The 18,498-nt window shown below is 66.4% G+C and carries 17 protein-coding genes; 11 read left to right on the top strand and 6 right to left on the bottom strand.

Annotated elements, in window-relative coordinates:
* The first annotated feature begins 7 nt into the window (after positions 1-7).
* The 9 genes from ACZY1G_RS17560 to ACZY1G_RS17520 are packed head-to-tail and all read left to right on the top strand — an operon-like array spanning position 8 to position 9,941.
* Positions 8-238, top strand: coding sequence for a hypothetical protein (locus ACZY1G_RS17560; RefSeq protein WP_463823110.1), 231 nt, complete (start codon positions 8-10; stop codon positions 236-238).
* Positions 231-2,990, top strand: coding sequence for a phage tail protein (locus ACZY1G_RS17555; RefSeq protein ID WP_463823109.1), 2,760 nt, complete (start codon positions 231-233; stop codon positions 2,988-2,990). The genes ACZY1G_RS17560 and ACZY1G_RS17555 overlap by 8 nt, the downstream gene beginning before the upstream one ends.
* Positions 2,991-2,998: 8 nt before the next feature.
* Positions 2,999-4,978, top strand: a complete 1,980-nt coding sequence (locus ACZY1G_RS17550) for a hypothetical protein (RefSeq protein WP_463823108.1) — start codon at positions 2,999-3,001, stop codon at positions 4,976-4,978.
* Positions 4,978-6,768 (top strand): Gp37-like protein, encoded by a 1,791-nt coding sequence (locus tag ACZY1G_RS17545; protein ID WP_463823107.1) that lies wholly within the window; start codon positions 4,978-4,980, stop codon positions 6,766-6,768. Before ACZY1G_RS17550 ends, ACZY1G_RS17545 begins: the two co-directional genes overlap by 1 nt.
* Positions 6,769-6,807: 39 nt before the next feature.
* A complete protein-coding gene (locus ACZY1G_RS17540; protein WP_463823106.1) occupies positions 6,808-7,251 on the top strand; it encodes a phage gene 29 protein family protein in 444 nt (147 codons plus the stop codon).
* A gap of 9 nt (positions 7,252-7,260) precedes the next feature.
* Positions 7,261-7,596 carry a hypothetical protein gene (locus ACZY1G_RS17535; protein ID WP_463823105.1) on the top strand — a complete coding sequence of 112 codons (336 nt, stop codon included), beginning with the start codon at positions 7,261-7,263 and terminating at the stop codon, positions 7,594-7,596.
* Positions 7,593-8,072 carry a hypothetical protein gene (locus tag ACZY1G_RS17530; protein WP_463823104.1) on the top strand — a complete coding sequence of 160 codons (480 nt, stop codon included), beginning with the start codon at positions 7,593-7,595 and terminating at the stop codon, positions 8,070-8,072. Before ACZY1G_RS17535 ends, ACZY1G_RS17530 begins: the two co-directional genes overlap by 4 nt.
* Positions 8,065-8,397, top strand: a complete 333-nt coding sequence (locus ACZY1G_RS17525; protein WP_463823103.1) for a hypothetical protein — start codon at positions 8,065-8,067, stop codon at positions 8,395-8,397. The genes ACZY1G_RS17530 and ACZY1G_RS17525 overlap by 8 nt, the downstream gene beginning before the upstream one ends.
* Positions 8,394-9,941, top strand: a complete 1,548-nt coding sequence (locus ACZY1G_RS17520; protein WP_463823102.1) for a DUF7257 domain-containing protein — start codon at positions 8,394-8,396, stop codon at positions 9,939-9,941. Before ACZY1G_RS17525 ends, ACZY1G_RS17520 begins: the two co-directional genes overlap by 4 nt.
* 48 nt (positions 9,942-9,989) lie before the next feature.
* Here ACZY1G_RS17520 and ACZY1G_RS17515 read toward each other — a convergent pair whose 3' ends face one another.
* Positions 9,990-11,468, bottom strand: coding sequence for a recombinase family protein (locus ACZY1G_RS17515; RefSeq protein WP_463823101.1), 1,479 nt, complete (start codon positions 11,466-11,468; stop codon positions 9,990-9,992).
* Between ACZY1G_RS17515 and ACZY1G_RS17510 the strand changes: the two genes are divergently transcribed.
* Together ACZY1G_RS17510 and ACZY1G_RS17505 are read left to right on the top strand one after the other, a co-directional pair.
* Entirely contained in the window at positions 11,467-12,423 is a 957-nt protein-coding gene (locus ACZY1G_RS17510) for an LLM class F420-dependent oxidoreductase (RefSeq protein ID WP_463823100.1), read from the top strand. The two genes, ACZY1G_RS17515 and ACZY1G_RS17510, sit on opposite strands and share 2 nt — an antisense overlap.
* A gap of 122 nt (positions 12,424-12,545) precedes the next feature.
* Positions 12,546-13,913, top strand: a complete 1,368-nt coding sequence (locus ACZY1G_RS17505; RefSeq protein ID WP_463816062.1) for an NAD(P)/FAD-dependent oxidoreductase — start codon at positions 12,546-12,548, stop codon at positions 13,911-13,913.
* Here the strand turns inward: ACZY1G_RS17505 and ACZY1G_RS17500 are convergent.
* The 5 genes from ACZY1G_RS17500 to ACZY1G_RS17480 are packed head-to-tail and all read right to left on the bottom strand — an operon-like array spanning position 13,910 to position 18,452.
* Complete coding sequence (locus ACZY1G_RS17500) at positions 13,910-14,767, bottom strand: LLM class flavin-dependent oxidoreductase (protein WP_463823099.1); 858 nt, start codon at positions 14,765-14,767, stop codon at positions 13,910-13,912. The two genes, ACZY1G_RS17505 and ACZY1G_RS17500, sit on opposite strands and share 4 nt — an antisense overlap.
* Positions 14,764-15,390 carry an urease accessory protein UreD gene (locus ACZY1G_RS17495; RefSeq protein ID WP_463823098.1) on the bottom strand — a complete coding sequence of 209 codons (627 nt, stop codon included), beginning with the start codon at positions 15,388-15,390 and terminating at the stop codon, positions 14,764-14,766. The genes ACZY1G_RS17500 and ACZY1G_RS17495 overlap by 4 nt, the downstream gene beginning before the upstream one ends.
* On the bottom strand, positions 15,391-16,077 hold the full coding sequence (gene ureG / locus ACZY1G_RS17490) for an urease accessory protein UreG (RefSeq protein ID WP_463816059.1): 687 nt from the start codon (positions 16,075-16,077) through the stop codon (positions 15,391-15,393).
* Between the two features lie 15 nt (positions 16,078-16,092).
* Positions 16,093-16,731, bottom strand: a complete 639-nt coding sequence (locus tag ACZY1G_RS17485; RefSeq protein WP_463816058.1) for an urease accessory protein UreF — start codon at positions 16,729-16,731, stop codon at positions 16,093-16,095.
* A complete protein-coding gene (locus ACZY1G_RS17480; protein WP_463816057.1) occupies positions 16,731-18,452 on the bottom strand; it encodes an urease subunit alpha in 1,722 nt (573 codons plus the stop codon). Before ACZY1G_RS17480 ends, ACZY1G_RS17485 begins: the two co-directional genes overlap by 1 nt.
* Positions 18,453-18,498: the final 46 nt, after the last annotated feature.

Below are 18,498 nucleotides of genomic sequence, written 5' to 3'. Positions count from 1 at the left end.
CCTGCGGGTGGCGATGGTCAACACCCTCCGGTCTCTGCTGCACGCCTACCTGCTGGCGCACATCGACGGCAAGAAGTACCGGCTCCCGGACGCTCCGGAGCCGATCCCGACGCCTTCGACCATCGAGATCAAAACCCAAGCGCAGCAGCGCAAGCCGGGTTCGTTCGCGAACACCGTGGCCGCCCTCAAGCAGCAGGCGGAACGCAACAGAAAGCTGAAGGAGGCGCGAGGTGGCTGAAGGCGCGGGCATCGAAGTCGGTCGGATCAGCATCAAGATCACGCCAGACACCGACGGGTTCAGGGCACAGCTCAAGCGTGAGCTGGAAGCGATCGAGAAATCGCTCAAAGGCGACGTAGAGGTCAACGCCCACCTCGACGGGTCGCAGGCCCGTGCCGACTTCCGCCGGCTGGTCGACGAGATGAAAGCCCGCGGCGCCAAAGGCGTCACGATCAAAGCAGACGTCGACCGAAGCAACCTCGACCGGCTGAGCAACACCGTCAGCGGCTTCGGCCGCGGTGGCGGCAGTGGGCTCGGGATGCTGGGGCAGTTCGCCGACACGATGGTCGTAGTCGCCGCTGTAGCCGCTCTGGCGGCTCCGGCGCTCGCCCTGGTGTCAGGAGCCCTGGTATCGCTCCCCGCGCTCGCAGCGGCCGTTCTGACGCCGATAGGCGCTATCGCACTCGGGCTCGACGGGATCAAGGCGGCAGCCGCTCAGCTGAAGCCGGATCTCGACGCCCTCAAGGCGACGATGAGCGATCGGTTCCAGGATCGGTTCACCCCGATCTTCGGACAGCTCAAGTCGATCTTCCCCACGCTGGCCTCTTCGCTGCCCACGGTGGCCGACGGCATCGCCGACGTCGCACAGTCGTTCGTCGAGACGATCACCTCTGCCGACGGCATGCAGAAGATCAGCGACACGATCACCAACATCGGCACGACGATCAGCGCCGCAGCGCCCGGCATCGGGTCGTTCACCAGCGGCCTGCTCGGGCTGGCCGACAAGGTCTCGTCCAAGTTCCCCCGCGTGGCGGAGTACTTCGACACCGTAGGAGACAGCTTCCAGCGATGGGTCGACAGAGTCTCGACCGCCGGCCCGGACGGCGTCTCGCCGCTGGACCGCGCAATGGGCAACTTCGGGGACACCCTCAAGGGAGTCCTCGACATCGTCGGCGATCTCGCGAACCAGGGGTTCGAGCTCCTGCAGGACCCCGAGTTCGGCCAGTCGATGAAAGACTTTGTCGCCGCGACGAAGACGCTCGTTAACGACGTCCTCCCCGGCCTGAAGACCGTCTTCCAGGAGCTCTCCGGGTACCTCGGCCAAGCGGTCGACATCCTCGACAAGATCGACAAGTGGAAGCCCCCGGATTGGATGGGCTTCCTCAAAGACGGTGAGACGAACAAGAACAACGGGCTCGGAGGCTTCCCCGGTCTGAAGATGCCGGACCCTCCGAAAGACGGCAGCGTCGGCTTCCTGGACCAGCTGGAGATCAACCTCGGGAGGCTCCCGGAGATCTTCAAGCAGAACTGGGATCTGATGATGAACCAGCTGCGCGGAGTCAAGTGGCCCTGGCAGGAGGACAACTTCCTCACCGGCCCAGACTTCTCCGGCTGGGCCGAGCGGATGCAGCAGCCGTTCGTCACCGCGTTCACCTGGATCAGGCAGCAGTTCGACAGCATCGGCGCCGCGGTCAGCAGCACCTTCGCGACCATCGGGGCGCAGCTCCGAGCGGCGTTCTCCAGCGTGTTCTCCGTGGCCCAAAACCCCGGGCAGGCCATCGCGCAGATGTTCCTGTCCGCGGTCCCGACGATCGTCGGGGCCTGGGAGCAGATCAAGGGCGTTGTCCGCGGGAAGGTTGCCGAGATCGTCGGCAGCGTCGCAGGGATGGCCGGGCAGCTGACATCGGCTGCCTCGCAGGCGTTCTCCGGGATGGCCTCCGCGGCAGCCCAGGGGCTGTCTCAGGTCGTTGCCTCCGTCGTCTCCGGCGGGGCGCAGGTCATAGCGGAGGTCGGCTCGTGGCCGGGCAAGATCGCCGGGGCTCTCGCGGGGCTGGCGTCGACAGGCGCCGAAGCCGGCCGGGCGCTCGTCCAGGGGATCATCAACGGCATCGGCGGCCTGGTAGGCGCCGCGGTCGCCAAGGCCAAGGAGCTCGCCAACGCGGTCGCCAACGCGGCCAAGGGGGCCCTCGGGATTAATTCCCCCTCGAAGGTCTTCCACGAGTTCGGCGAGTACACCGGCCAGGGGTTCATCGACGGCCTGGACTCTCAGAAGAACCGGATCGTCGAGCTGGCGAAGTCGCTGATGCAGGCGATCAAAGACGTGTTCGGCGACGCCAGCGGACTGGCTATCAACTTCAACATCGGCGGCGGTACCGCGCCGGCCGGAGGCATCTCCGACCTGACGTCCGGGCTGACTTCGATGGCTGATACCGCGGACAAAGCCGCGACGAGCATGACGCAGCTGACCGACATCCCCGCTCCCCCAGAGGGATCGGCTCTGTCGCCGGTCTCGTCGGACGACCTGAAGAACCAGGTCGACATGCTCCAGATGAAGCAGAAGCAGCTGGAGATCGACGCCAAGCAGGCCACGATCGACTCGAAGCAAGCCGCGACGGACGAAGAGAAGAAAGCGCTGCAGGACAAGGCTGCTGACCTCCGACTCCAGAAGGACAAGCTCGGGCTGCAGATCGACCAGCTGAAGTACTCCGGCATGGAGAACAGCTCCCTTAAGGATCGCTCGTCGATCTACGAGGAGCTGGGCAAAAAGATGTTCGAGGGTCCGCTCAACATGATCGAGTCCGCGGTCGGTGCGACCGGCCAGCAGTTCATGTCCGACCTCGGCATCGGCGGCCAGGGATTCATTTCCCAAGCGCTGCAACAGGGTCTCGGGTTCGCGAAGCAGTTCGTGTTCAACGTCTCGAACATCGACGAAGCCATCGCCGTCAAGAACAACCAGGTCAACAAGGACGCGCTGCAGTACATGCAAAGGTAGGTAATCAATTGACCGACACCGTCGTTGAACTCGAAGGAGTCAACGGCGAGTGGTTCAACCTGACGACCGGTGACCGGGGAGTGTTCCTCGGTACCGGCGTCAAGGGTCTCTATGACCCTCCTGTGAAGGTGGTCTACGAGGAGCCGGGCAACTACCCCGGCGCCCGGTACCTGAACCACCGGATTCTACGGCGCGACATCGTCTTCGGTGTCGAGATCTTGCACGGTAACGCGAGCGACTCGTGGCTGTCTCGGGACTCCGAGTGGCGCAAGGCGTGGTCGTTCGACCGCGACTGCAAGCTGTACATCACAACGCCGGAATCCGGAACTCGCTATCTCAAGCTCCGACTCGGAGAGTCGATCGACGTCGACCTCTTCACCGATCCCCGCGGCAACTCGATCAACCGCGCTGCGATGGTCTGCATCGCCGGAGATCCTTTCTGGTACGAGGAAGACGTCCTCTACGAGGCATACACACAGACGGACACCACGTTCGATCCCACGCCGTTCCCGTGGCCGTGGCCGAAAGAGTCGCTGCCCACCGAGACGATCACGATCGTCGTGGACCCGTCCGACGGCAAGGGCGGGCTCAACCCGACCGACAACTACATCGCGCCGAAGTGGATTCTCCCCGGATCGACGGAGAAGCCCGCTGAGCCGTACTTCCCGGGGCTGCCCTGGCTGGGCGCCCCGAAGTCGCCGGCCACCCTGTGGACCGTCCCGGACTACAAGTTCGAGCTGGAAGAGGATGACGACCCCGCGCTGGCCACCCGGCGGCTGCGGCTGCCGGGGCTGATCGGCGGTCTGTGGACCAACGAGATCCAGCGGATCTACATCGACGGCCGGCCTACCGCCGGCACGTTCACGCTCACGCTGGGCACCGAAACGACCGGCCCCCTGCCGTACAACTGCACGACCGGCCAGATCAAGTCGGCGCTCGAAGCGCTGGCGCAGGTTGCGTTCAACGACGTCAAGGTGACCCGCGACCGCAAGGTCAACGAGATCCAGTACATCGACGTTGTCGGCGGAGCGACCGGCGGCACGTACACCCTCACCTTCGAGGGTCAGACGACCAACCCGATCCCGTACAACGCTTCCCCGCTCCAGGTGTGGTCGCGGCTGAACGGTCTCTCGGCGATCAGCGCGTGGGACATCCGGGTCACCGAGGAGATCGTCCGCGAAGAGCAGATCGTCACGCTGATCGGCGAACCGCAAACGGGTACGTTCACCTTGACTCTGGACGACCAGACGACCGATCCGATCCCGTGGAACGCCTCGGCGCTGCGGGTGCAGTCCGAGCTGACCAAGCTATCGAACGTCGGCGTGTTCGACGTATCGGTCACCCGCAAGTGGCAGAAGTACTCCCCGTGGCGGATTCGGTTCAACGGCAACGGCCTTGCCGGCGTCAACGTCACGACGCTCGTCGGCGATCCCACCAACCTCTCCGGAGGCGCCGGGATCGACGTCAAGGTCGACACGGCCGAAGAGGGCTCGCACCGGTACAAGGTCGAGTTCAAAGACGATCTGGCGTCGTACAACCTGCCGCAGATGACGTCGGACCCGTCCGGGCTCACCGGAGGGGTTGACCCCGACGTCGAGATCACCACCGAGCAGGACGGCGCACACCCGTACGTCGTCGAGTTCCAGAACGGCCTTGCCGGGCAGGACATGCCGTTGATGGTCGGAACGTCGTCGTTCACTTCGTATCTGGGAGTAACACCGCCGTCTGTGCGGTGCGACGTGGCCCAAGAAGGCCACACGTACCCCGGCGAGAACGCGGTGATCGACGTAGATCCAAGGGTCGAGCAGGTCTCTTCGGAGAACGGCGCTCCGCTCTGGCAACGGATGAACGGCGTCCGCTTCCGGCACCTGATCCCGCCGTACACGAAGTCGGCCACGTTCGAGCTGACCGTCAGCGGCCAGGTACCCGGCCAACTAGTCACCCTTCGTCTTCCGAGGGCGTGGACACGTCCTTGGGGGTTGGAGTAGTGAACAGCGGAATCGACTCGCGAGAGCGGGCTGCAGAGGCGTGGAACACCGTCCAGAAGGCCAAGCGGAAGATGGAACGGGAGCGGCTTCGGCCGCCCCACGTTCGTCTGTGGGACGGGGACTACGTCCTCCGCGGGATCGTAGCGGGCGAGCGCAAAGGCAAGTTCGCGTTCGTCGAGAACGACTCCGGCCCTGCGATGCTGCAGCTGTCGCTGTCGCACTACCTCGCCCAGTGGGTGATGAAGCACCGCGGGCGGGCCAAGCGCAACGTCCACGTCACGATCGACAAGCAGGGCGCCCGCTGGGCGGGCCGGATGGACTCGTACCGCGTGGTCCGGGAAGAAGGCGGAGACGCCTACCTGGAGATCACGTTCAAACACGACTACGAAGAAGCCAAGCACATCTACTGCTGGGCGAATCCGTTCCTGCGCCCCGAGTTCCAGTTCCCCAAGATGTGGGTCATCTTCGGCCCCGCCAAGTGGTGCCTGCTGCTGACGTTGTTCGTCAACATCATGCGGCTGGAGACGTCGCTGTGGACTCTCCCGGACGACCCCGGGGACATCAAAGAGTGGATGGGGCCGTCGTTCTGGCCAGGCTTCTGGCGGCAGATCGTCAAGCCGTTCCCGTTCTTCTCGGACAACTCGAACACGACGATCGTGTTCTCCCGGTTCCGGTCGTTCCACGACGTCGCCAAGTCGACGCTGGCCGATGCACAGCTCACGATCACCTGCCGGCGCTACCTCAAAGACGAAGACCCGCACCCGTTCGCGGACGCAGGGCTGCTGTGGACAGGCGACTTCGGGAAGCTCTACGAGCTGATCCCGCTCCGTCACGGCTGCTTGGTCTGGGACATCGTCGACAACTCCGGCTGGGGTGAAGAGACCGCGTTCGGCGGCTCTCTGCTCACCGGGTTCATCCGCGCGCTGGTCGCGATCGGATCGGACGGCACGACCGAGCATGTCGACGTCTTCACCGGAGACCCCACCTACCCGGGCGAGTACTACGTCCCGGGGTTCCGCGGCACCCTCCCCAAGGCGCCGCACGTGGTGTTCGAGGAGGGTCCGCTCACCGGGATCAAGTCCTCGGAGTTCAAGTACTTCGAGGCGACCGACACATCGTTCCTGACCGGCGGTCAGTCGATGCCCGGTGTGAACGAGACGATCTCAGCCGGGATCAACTTCGGCGGGGACATGCTGACCTCGCTGATCAACTCGGCGATGGCCGCTGCCGGCCCGTTCGGCGGCGCGATCGACCTGCCTCCGCTGGGCGGCATGATGGACGCAGTCCTGAAGCCGCTCTACGAGCACGTGATCCTCGCGTTCATGGAGATCCCGACGGCGCGAGCCGCGGGGATGAGCCTGCCGATCGCTGGGCTGGAAGACATCGTCACCGGCCTCGGCGACTTCCACTACTACGAGGGCTGGGCAGACGGCGCCGACAAGGCGTTCACGCTGTCGGCGGTCCTGGCGATCCGGGCGAAGATGTGGGCCACCCGCGCCCACACCGCGCACACGATCACCGTCTCCGACGCTGCTCCGTACTACATCGGCGAGAAGGGCTTCGGCCACTTCTGGCTCGGCAACCGGGTCGGGACAACGGTTCTCGGCTATCCCGATCCGAACGTGGTGTTCGTCGAACGTGTCCAGAAGCTCGAATACGAGTGGGGCACCGACGGCGTCACCGGCTGGAAGATCTACATCGGATACCAGGAGCCGGAGGACCCCGTACTCAAGGCGCTGGAGTGGGTCCGGGAGCTCAACACCAACCTCGGAACGCTCGGCATTCTCTGACCCCTACTTGACCCTACACGACACAAAAAGGTGCCCGCCATGCCGATCCCCCAGAGACACGAGACCGACCTCAGAAAGCCCGATCAGCACCTCGTATGGACGTTGCAGTCGATGCCGGTGATGGCCGGCCTCGGGGCGGTCACGAACGAGGCCATCCTCCGCGGGTGGGCTCGTCACCTCTGGGAGGTCGGTGTGGCGCACCGCGATTACCTGCTGACGCTCGCCGACGAGAACGGCTACATCCACGTCAGCCAACTGCCTCAGCAGCAGAAGAAGTTCGTCCCCCCGATGCGGGGGCCGCGACACGGGTTCAACAACGCGAGCCGGTGGGTCGACAACAGCGCACCCACCCCTCCCCCGATGGTCGTCCAAGATCCGCGGCTGCTCACCGCACAAGAGCAAGAAGCCCAGCTCAGCGTCTACCGCGAGCTCGGGCTCATCCCAGACCACAACCCGGGCCGTGACACGGCCTCGGTCGAATAGGAGACCCGCATGGCTGAACAGCCCAAAGGTGTGAACGAGTTGATCAGCGACGGCATCCAGGCCGGATCGCAGCTGCTTCCGGTTCCCGACGTCCCGCCGTGGGAGCGGACGGGACTCGGGTGGGACGCCAACGCCGACGGCGAGATCGACGAGTACGAAGCCAAGGTTCCCGAGCCGCTGGTCCTGCGAGGCGTGTTGCTGGCTCTGATTGGGCTTGTGGCGGGCGTAACCGGCTACGCCCTTGACGTTACATGGGTGGAAGAGGCTGTCGCCGCATACGCAGGCATAGCCCCGCTGGCGCTGTCTTTCTGGGCACGACGCCACGTCTCGCCCGTCAAGAAATGAGCCTGGTGAAGCTGGCCGGCGTCGTCGGCCGAGCTCTCCGTCACACCCGGATCGTCCAGTCGGGCAGCCCTCCGCTCTATCGGCTCATGCTGTTCGGAGCGCTGATCTCCGCGGTGATCCAGCTTGCCACCGGCAAGTCGACGATCTCGCTGGAAGCCACTGCCCCGCAACAGCTGATCCTCGTGACGATGGTGATCCAGCTGATCGCCGCCGGGCTGTGCCTGGCGTCGCTCTACATGATCGACGAGAGCAAGTACCACGCCACAAAGCTGCACAGGTCGCTCAACGTCGAGCTCCTCGGGCTGATCTTCCTGCAGACGTCGATCGCGCTCAACGTGGCGGCATCGGGCTTCTTCAACGACGGACTTCCCCCGGCCGCGGGGACGTGGTTCACGATCATGTTCTGGCTGTGGTCGCTCACCCGGGTTCGTGACATCCGCAGAGCCATAAGGGAGTTGGTCGATTCGCGTGAATAGCGAGAGTGTCCTTCTGCTGATCACCGCCGTCGGTGGCCTCGGGGCGATCGTCACATTCCTGCAGTTCCTCAACACCCGCAAGCCGACCAAAGACAAGTCCAGCTCCGACGCCTACAAGGCGTACCAGGCGTTTGCCACCGGAGCGGCCGACGACCGCGACCGAGAACTCAAGCGGGTCAACGCAGAGCGTCAGCTGCTGTGGAACGTCCGGGGGCTGCTGATCGACCTGGTCCAGGACCTGCTGTCGGTGCTGCGCGGGAAGGGAGCGACCGCGGAAGAGCTTGAGCCGTTCCACGACCGGCTAGACGAAGCGAGGGCTGTGTGACGACTCCTCATCAGCCGGCACCTGACGGCGCGTACGTCTTCGGAGGCGGCGAGTACCGCTACGGCCAGGAGTACTCCGAAGAGCGGGTCATGGAGATGTTCACCCCGCCGTCTCCGGCCAACCCGATAGAAGCCGTCTCGGCGGTCAAAGACGTCATGCGGATGGGTCCTCGCGGTGCTACCGAGGGGATCTCGCAGATCCTGCCCGGCCTCGACCAGGACGACTACGTCGACCCTGAGCGGGCCGCGGAGACGATCGGCAACAACCTCGGAGAGAACTGGCTGCAGAAGACCTGGCGCACGTTCGTCCAGGCGATGACCGGTGGCAGCGAATCCGGCAACACCCTCGGTGACTTCGAGTTCACCGCGGGCAACAAGAAAAGAGAGCTCGATCAGGTAGCGGCTGCCGTGGGGCAGATGCAGGCAGACCTGAAGGCCAACAGGAACTCCGGCTCCACGTTCCAGATCACGGTCTCGAACTACTCCGGCGTACCAACGCCGTTCGCGCTGGCGTACTCGCTCGGGACCGGCACGGTCACCAACGACGGCGACACCCTGGAGCTGTCGAACGACGACCTGCTGGTGATGTACAAGTACGACCTCGCAAATCTGGAGACCGACTTCTTCGAGGTCTCGCTGGGCGTCCCACGCCAGGCCGGCAAGTACCTCGGCGGGTACAACGATCGGTCGCTGTTCTTCGTCGGCCGCGCCGACACCGCGTGGAACTCGCTGTGCATGGCACGGCTGAACGGAGACAAGCTCTCGGTCGGCTGTGTGAACGGCGGCCTGTCCTCGGGGACATACACCTGGTTCGGCTCCGGCGGCACCGGCACCGGGCCGACGGTCGTCACGATCAACCCCGAGGGGTACATGACGTTCCGCGGCGGAACCATCGCGGGAGCGAGGTTCTTCCAGTTTCTGGTGAACAACCGGATCGTGGCGACGTTCGTCGACAACGCGGGCGTCTCGCAGCTGGGATCGTCCAACCGCGGTGTCGGGTTCGGCATCTGGAACGACACCAACGACGGATTCAACCGCGTACCGAACGTGAGCCACTTCGTGGCCAACGACAACGAGCCTGCGCCTCTCGTGGGTACGGGCGGCCGGATGGCCCGCACCGCGGGCAACATGCTCCTCGACGGCGGGCTCCATCCGATCGAGGCGAACTTCTTCGGCTTGCCCGACGGGATCACGTCGGACCTCCATCCGAACATCCCCGCGGGGACGTACATGATCGAGAAGCCCGGCTTCTACAACCTGTCGTTCCGCGCGATGGTGACCCCGGTCCTGTTCAACCCGGTCGAGCTTCTGCTCTACAAGAACGGACTCCCCTGGCTCTACGGTGGGCCAGACTTCGAGTACCAGTCGGCGTTCGCGGGCGGCTCACGCCAGCCCAAGTCGATCTATGCGGACTGGATCGGGGTGCAGCTGGCCGAGGGTGATGTCATCGGCGTCGGCGTCGATGTCGACGGCCCGGGTCTCGGCCTGATGGGCGAGTCCACCGGTACCAAGACCTACTTCTCGTGTGTGCTCGTCTCTGGATAGACAAACCCCCTCTCAGGGCTTCGGCCTTGGGAGGGGGCTTTTCGTCGTTTAAGCGGTAATCCGCTGCTCGATGTCGTGGTGCTCGAACCAATCCGCGACGAACACCCCCGGGGATACCCGCGGGATGCGGTCCTTCGTCTGGGCCCGCACGCGGACACCCGCCTTCAGCATCAGCTGCCGACGCTCCTCCGGCGTCGACCGCTCCCACGCCTGGCGGTAGGTCTCGCCGGTTTCCCGCGTCTCCCACCGGGAGTCAGACTTCGGCAGAGTCTCCAGCCGCGAGATCCGCTCGTCTGTGGCGCTCAGCTGCGCCAGGAGCCGCTTTCTAGCGGTCTCCGAGGTGACGGTGCCCAGCAGCGATGTCAGATCCTCCAGGGCCCGCACAGCCGTCTCCAGCTCCTCGTCGTGGCTCTCGCCCGGGACGAAGACCCGCTCGGTCCGAGGGAGGTCTCCCAGCCGATCGAGGAACTGCTCCTCGACGAACGTCTCCAGCTGGTCGGCCGCGATGATGTTGTACGGCTGGCCGTTCTTCGAGTAGGGCCCGTGCTTGCAGACGTACTGGCGGTAAGTCTTCCCGCGCTGCTTGTTCTCGACCTGACGGATGTAGAGCGGCATCTCGCACACGTCGCACACCGCCACCCCGAGGAGTGGTGATGCGCCGGTCGTGCGGTTGGAGTGCTTCGGCCCGGAGAGGGCCGCCTGCAGCCGGTCGAACTCCTCGCGGGACACCAGCGGTGGCCCCTTCAGGATCGGATGGCCATCGTCGTCGTACACGGTCTCACCTTTGTGGGTCATGTGCCCCAGCAGCGTCTTCGAGCGCAGCTGATGGCGGACCGCTGAGGTAGCCCACCTCGTCCCGCGCAGCGGCTTGCCGGCCCGCTGGCGGAGGTAGTCGGCCGGCGAGAGCTCCCCGCGGTCGTTCAGCTCGATCACGATCGACTCGGTCGGCCTGCCGGCGAGGGTCTTGTCGATGATCTCGCGCAGGACCGCGGACGCGTGCGGGTCCGGGGCGAGCTCCCACCCGGCACCGTCGCGCGGCTTCGGGGTGTAGCCGTAATAGGTCACCCCGCCGCCCCAGCGGCCGAGCTCGCGCAGCTTCCGGTGCGACGCGGTGGTCCGCTCTCGGATCGCTTCCAGCTCCCCCTCGGCGACGCCCGCGATGACGTTGGCGATCATCCGACCGATCCAGGTCGAGAGGTCGATGTTCTCCGAGACGGTGACGAGGACCTTCTCGTTGTCGATGACCCAGCCGAAGAGTCGGTTCATCGGGATCACCCGGCGGCTGAGCCGATCCAGCCGCCACGCGACGAGCACGTCCCACTCGTGCTTGCGGCTGTCGGAGAGCCACGGCCCCAGCGCCGGGGCCTCGAACGGGTCGACCGATCCGGAGACGTCGAGATCCTCCGCCCACCCGACGATCTCGTGGTCGTGCAGCTTCGCCCAGTCTTCGATCAGCTCTCGCTGTCGTTCGATGCTGGTAGATTCTTCGGTGGAGATCGAGATCCGCGTACGTCCAAGAACCCGCATGTCAGGGACTATATCAGAGAGTGAAGAAACTGTGAGACTCGGATTGCAGATCAACAACTTCTCCTACGGCACCGGCGTGGGTGAGCTCTTCCCCACCGTCACCGCGCAGGGCAGAGAAGCCGACGAGGCCGGCTTCGATTCGGTGTTCCTGATGGACCACTTCTACCAACTGCCGGGCATCGGCAACTACGACGAACCGATGCTCGAGGCGTACACCGCACTCGGCGCACTCGCTGCCGCCACCCAGAATGTCCAGCTGGGCACGCTGGTCACCGGTAACAGCTACCGCAATCCCACCCTGCTGGCCAAGGCGATCACGACGTTGGACGTGATCAGTGCCGGCCGTGCGATCCTCGGCATCGGCACCGGGTGGTTCGAACTCGAGCACGACCAATTGGGTTACGACTTCGGCACATTCACCGACCGGTTCGACAAGCTCGGTGAGGCGCTGGAGATCATCCTGCCAATGCTCGCCGGCGAGAGGCCCACCGTCGCCGGAAAGTACTACCGGACCCAGGAGGCGCTGGCCAATCCCCGCTTCCGCGACCACATCCCGCTGATGATCGGCGGCAGCGGTGAGAAGAAGACGATTCCCCTGGCGGCCAAGCACTTCGACCACCTCAACGTGATCGCCGGCTTCGACGAGCTCGCCCGCAAGGTGGCCGTGGTCAAGCAGCGCTGCGAGGAGATCGACCGCGATCCGGCCACGCTGGAGACGTCGATGCTGATCGGCGCGCTCACGGGCGACGGCGTGACCCCGGACATGATTCCCGACGATTTCAAGCAGCGGATGGTCGCGGGCAGCGTCGAGGACATCGCCGAGCAGGTCCAGTCCAAGGTGCTCGACGCGGGTATCGACGGCGTCATCCTCTTCGTGCCCACACAGACCGTCGGGTACCAGCCGGGCCAGATCACTGCCCTCGGTGAGGCGCTGAAGCCGCTGGTCACGCGGTGAGCCGACGCGGTGGGGTATCTCACCGCGCCGCCCGGAAGCGCGACGGCTAAGGTTCTGGTTGTTCTGAATGGGTAAAGAAGTTCCGTTAAGGACACCCGCGAGAACCGTGCACAGGAGTAGCCATGAGCCATCCCGGAGCCAACGCATCCGATCGCCACAAGGTGGTCATCATCGGATCGGGATTCGGCGGTTTGACTGCAGCCAAGACGCTCAAGAAGGCCGACGTCGACATCAAGTTGATCGCCCGCACCACCCATCACCTGTTCCAGCCGCTGCTGTACCAGGTGGCGACAGGCATCATCTCCGAGGGTGAGATCGCGCCGGCCACCCGCGTGATCCTGCGAGACCAGAAGAACACTCAGGTTCTGCTCGGGGATGTCACGGGGATCGACCTGAAGACCAAGACCGTGCGTTCGGAGCTCCTCGGCCACACCTACGTCACTCCGTTCGACAGCCTGATCGTCGCCGCCGGTGCCGGCCAGTCCTACTTCGGCAACGATCATTTCGCCGAGTGGGCGCCGGGCATGAAGACCATCGACGACGCCCTCGAATTGCGGGGCCGCATCCTCGGTGCCTTCGAGCAGGCCGAACGGTCCAGCGATCCGGCCCGCCGGGAGAAGCTGCTGACCTTCGTCGTTGTCGGCGCGGGGCCAACCGGCGTCGAAATGGCAGGGCAGATCGCCGAATTGGCTGACCAGACGCTCAAAGGCGCGTTCCGCCACATCGATTCGACCAAGGCGCGGGTGATCCTTCTCGACGCGGCCCCGGCAGTCCTGCCCCCGATGGGCGAGAAGCTCGGCAAGAAGGCCCAGGCCCGGCTCGAGAAGATGGGCGTGGAGATCCAGCTCAACGCAATGGTCACCGACGTCGACCGCAACGGCATCACGGTCAAGGACCCCGACGGCAAGATCCGCCGCATCGAGGCGGCCTGCAAGGTGTGGTCGGCGGGCGTGTCGGCCAGCCCCCTGGGGCGGGATCTCGCCGAGCACTCCGGCGTGGAACTCGACCGCGCCGGCCGCGTCAAGGTCCTGCCGGATCTGTCGATCCCCGGCTATCCCAATGTGTTCGTCGTCGGCGACATGGCCGCGGTCGAAGGGGTGCCGGGAATGGCGCAGGGCGCCATCCAGGGCGCCAAGTACGCCGCCAAGGCCATTCTGGCCGGACTCAAGGGCGCCGACCCGTCCGAGCGGGAACCGTTCAGCTACTTCGACAAGGGCTCGATGGCCACGGTGTCGAAGTACAGCGCGGTCGCGAAGGTCGGACCGATCGAATTCAGCGGGTTCATCGCCTGGCTGTCGTGGCTGGTGCTGCACCTGGTCTATCTGGTCGGTTTCCGGACCAAGATCGCCACCCTGCTGTCGTGGACGGTGACGTTCCTGGGCCGCAACCGCGGTCAGCTCACGATCACCGAGCAGCAGGCGTATGCACGAACACGCATCGAGGAACTCGAGGAGATCGCGGCCACCGTGGACCAGAAAGCGGCCAGCTAGAAACCTGCGAGGGACCCGATGAACCCCATTGGGTCAGGCGCTGTGCCGATCGGCTGGAACACCACCGTGTCGATGCCGACGGCGCGGTAGGCGGCTGCGCCGTCGCGAATGGCGTCGAAGGAACCGCCGACTCCGAACTCGGTGTCCGGAGTGACGTGCCACCGCCGCGCCTCCTCGACGAGTCGGTCGCCGACTCCCGTCGTCGTCGGGACGCACGCCAGGTACATGACGCGCCGGAACTGCGCCGCATCGCGCCCAACACCGCCGCGGGCGACGTGTCCGAGCGCGGTGGTGACGCTGGCCGCGGTGTGCTGGCAGTCGAGCAGCACCCCGTCGGCGATCGCCCCGGCCAGCGCCAGCGTCTTGGAGCCGGTGCCGCCGATGAGCACGGGTACCGCCGTGTCGGGAACCCAGTCCAACCGCGCCGCGTCCAAGCGGACGTAGTCGCCGGTCGTGCTGACGGTCTGCCCAGCGAGCAGGTCTCGCAGGGCCGTGACGTATTCGCGTAGGCAGGTCATCGGCGAGGTCACCGCCACTCCGGCCTGACGCATCCAGTCCTGCACGCCGTGCCCGATACCGACCTGCACACGTCCGGGGAACATCGTGGCCAGTGTCGAGATCTCCAGTGCCGTGGCCACCACGCTGCGCAGCGGTGCGGGGAGCACTCCGATGCCCACCACCAGCGACCGGGTCGCCGCCAATGCGACAGCGGCCTGCGCGATCCCGCCCTGCAGGAAGCAGTCCTCCCAGAGCCACACCTCGTCGAAGCCCGCGCGCTCGGCCTGCTCGCAGAACGGGGCCAGCAACCGCGGGTCGCCGTCGGGACGCCACACAACCCCGTGCTGCTGCGTCACAGCCGATCCCCCTGCCAGGTGCTCAGACATCCGCCGCCGGCCAGCGCGAGTACCACCCCCGGGGCATCGATGTCGGTTGTTGGATAGTGGAATTCGGCTTCATAGGCGCGCGGCGCAGTGATCTCGTCGTCGGCCACGGCGCCGCTGCCCAACTCGATTCGGTGGCGCAGCAGCGCGGCGCCGTCCAGATCGGCCCGCAGCGTGCCCGACCAGAAGCCCTGCCGCTCACCGGATCTGCCGATCTGCACGCGTTCCCGCACCCGCACCGACGCGCCCGCGGACAGCGCCAGCGCGGTCTGCACGACGTGGCGCGACGGGCCGGCCACGATCGTCGGCTCCGGGTCCAGATCCAGCTCGCCCGCGACCTCCACGGTCCAGCACGCGTGCGACTCCGCGGTGGCGGCACCGGGCAGCACCACAGTCGCCGCCACGGTGCACAGCCGGAGCCGGGCGCCCTCCTCCACCACCACACGCATCCGGATCACGTCGCCGCCCAGCGGGGTGGCCGCGGCCGACACCAGGTGCACGGTGTCCGGCCCGGTCCGCCGCACCGCGACGGCGCCCGTGCCTTCCATATGCGGGGAGCGCCCGGGCCGCGCCACGATCAGCACATCGGAGCGCACCTAGACCGCCTGGGTGACCCGCAGCTGCTCGCGCACCCAGTCCAGCACCGGCGTCGCCGCCGGGTCGGCGGTCAGGGAGATCATCGCGAAGGGGCGATCCGCGCGGACTGCACCCGCATCGCGGCGCATCACACCGAGATCGGCGCCGACCATCGGGGCCAGGTCGGTCTTGTTGATCACCAGCAGGTCCGAGAACGTCACGCCGGGACCACCTTTGCGCGGCACCTTGTCCCCTCCCGCCACGTCGATCACGAAGATCTGCACGTCGATCAGGCCCGACGAGAACGTCGCGGTCAGGTTGTCCCCACCGGATTCGACGAGAATCAGATCCAGATCGTCGTGGGCGGCGATCAGGTCGTCGATCGCGTCGAGGTTGGCGGTGATGTCGTCGCGGATCGCGGTGTGCGGGCAACCGCCGGTCTGCACCGCCGCGATGCGGTCGTCCGGCAGTACTGCGTTGCGGCGCAGGAAATCCGCGTCCTCTGTGGTGTAGATGTCGTTGGTCAGCACCGCCAGGGACAACTCGTCCCGAAGCTGACGGCAGAGCGCGGCGACCAGCGCCGTCTTACCCGAGCCGACCGGCCCGCCGACGCCGATACGCAGCGGCTCGCCAGGTTGACGTACCCGGCGCGGGCGGTCGGGGCGGTCATGGGAGTGGCCGACGCCGTCGATGAGATGTGGTGGCATGCAAGCTCTTTCCGGTCAGGACGCGAACAGGGGGCGGTCACGGTCGAGGTGGCGCTGGGCGAGAACGTCGAGCAGCGGATCGGACAGGTCGGCCAGACCGTGGGTGGCCTCGGCCGCGGTGTCCTCGCACAGTGGGGCCAGCGCGAACGTCAGCGCCGCGACGTCGCCGGGATCCAACGCCAACAGTCGCTGCGCAGCCGTAGCCGACCCCGTCATCGTGGTGTAGACGATCGACAGCGCGGTGTGCTCGGCGGCGATCCCGCTGACACGCCCGACGACGCCCGCCGCGACCGCCAGGTGCGGCGTGGGTCCGAGCGCGGCCCAGTCGGTGTCCGGCCAGACGCGCCGGGCCAGCCGCACCAGTCCCCTACCCTGTGCCCGTGAGCTCGCGCGAGCGGCGGGCGCCGGTGTGCGCGCATCGGTTTCGGCTTCTCCCGAACCGCCGGCGGCCGAGGAGAGTGCGCCGCCGTGTACTGCTGCCGCCAGGGAAGCTGTGACGAGGCCGGTCGTGCGGATGCGGCGGTGCAGATACGCCCGCAGCGTGGGCAGGTCGACGACCAGGCCGCTGGTCACCGCCTCCTCGACCCCACCGGAGTGCACGTGGCCGCCGGTGGGCAGCCGCGAATCCGCCAGTGCGAGCAGCGTCGTGATCATCAGAACAAGAAGAAGCGTTGCGCCATCGGCAGTTCCGTGGCCGGTTGCTCCTGCCACACCTCCCCGTCGATGTGCACGGTGAACGTGTCGGGATCGACCCGGATGTCGGGCAGGGCGTCGTTGAGCGGCATCTGCGCTTTGCCGATCGAGCGGACGTTCTCCACGGCGACGAGGCGGCGGCGCACCGCGAGACGATCGGCCAGTCCGTCCTCGATTGCCTGTGGCGCGACGAAATGCACCGACGTGGCGGCCGCGGCCGTGGGCGTCGCGCCGAACATGGGGCGTGGCAGCACCGGCTGCGGTGTGGGGATCGAGGCATTCGCGTCACCCATGGCGGCCCACGCGATCATCCCGCCCTTGAGCACCGCATGCGGCCGCACGCCGAAGAACGCCGGCTCCCACAGCACCAGATCAGCGAGCTTGCCCACCTCGACCGAGCCGATCTCGCGGTCCATGCCGTGGGCGACCGCCGGGCAGATCGTGTACTTGGCGACATAGCGCTGCGCCCGGGTGTTGTCGGCCCGCGTGTCCCCGGGCAGGAAGCCGCGGCGGCGCTTCATCACGTGCGCGGTCTGCCACGTCCGCAGCACCACCTCACCGATGCGGCCCATGGCTTGGGCGTCGCTGCCGATCATCGAGATCGCGCCGATGTCGTGCAGCAGATCTTCCGCTGCGATCGTCGAGGGCCGAATCCGGCTCTCGGCGAACGCCAGATCCTCGGGCACGCTCGGATTCAGGTGGTGGCACACCATGAGCATGTCGAGGTGCTCGTCGAGGGTGTTGACCGTGTGCGGTCGCGTCGGGTTGGTGGAACTGGGCAGCACGTTCGGCTTACCCGCCACCGTGATGATGTCGGGCGCGTGCCCGCCGCCGGCACCTTCGGTGTGGTAGGCGTGGATCGACCGGCCCTTGATCGCGGCCAGCGTGTCCTCGACGAAGCCGGCCTCGTTGAGCGTGTCGGTGTGGATGTTGGCCTGCACGCCGGCGGCCTCGGACACGGTCAGGCAGGCGTCGATCGCCGCCGGGGTGGTGCCCCAGTCCTCGTGCAGCTTGAATCCTGCTGCACCGCCACGCAATTGCTCCCACATGGCCTCGGCACTGACGGTGTTGCCCTTGCCGAGCAGCGCGACGTTGAGCGGCCAGCTGTCGAGCGCTTCCAGCATGCGGGCCAGATGCCAGGACCCGGGCGTGACGGTGGTGGCCTTACTGCCCTCCGCGGGACCGGTACCGCCGGCGACGATGGTGGTGATACCGCCGCCGAGCGCCTCCTCCATGATCTGCGGGCAGATCAGATGGACGTGGCAGTCGATGGCGCCCGCGGTGACGATGCGGCCGTTGCCGGAGATGATCTCGGTGGACGGGCCGACCACCAGATCGGGATGGACGCCCGACATGATGTCGGGATTGCCCGCCTTGCCGATCGCCACTATGCGGCCGTCGCGGATGCCGATGTCGGCCTTGATGATTCCCCAGTAGTCGAGGATCACGGCCCCGGTGATCACGGTGTCCGGCGCACCGTCGGCGCGGGTGGCACGGGACTGCCCCATCGACTCGCGCAGCACTTTTCCGCCGCCGAACACCGCCTCGTCGCCGGCCAACCCGGGTCCGCCACTGCGGTCCTCGGTGATCTCGACGAACAGATCGGTGTCGGCCAACCGGATGCGATCACCCGTCGTCGGGCCGTAGAGCGCTGCGTAGCGCGCCCGGGACAGTGACGTCATGCTTCGTCCGATCTGCTCTTCGCGCAAGCGCTCATCGCGCGTCCGA

Source organism: Mycobacterium sp. IDUB_5, assembly GCF_055419565.1.
Note: the sequence above shows the minus strand (reverse complement) of the source record. Positions and strands in the feature narration are given on the sequence as shown.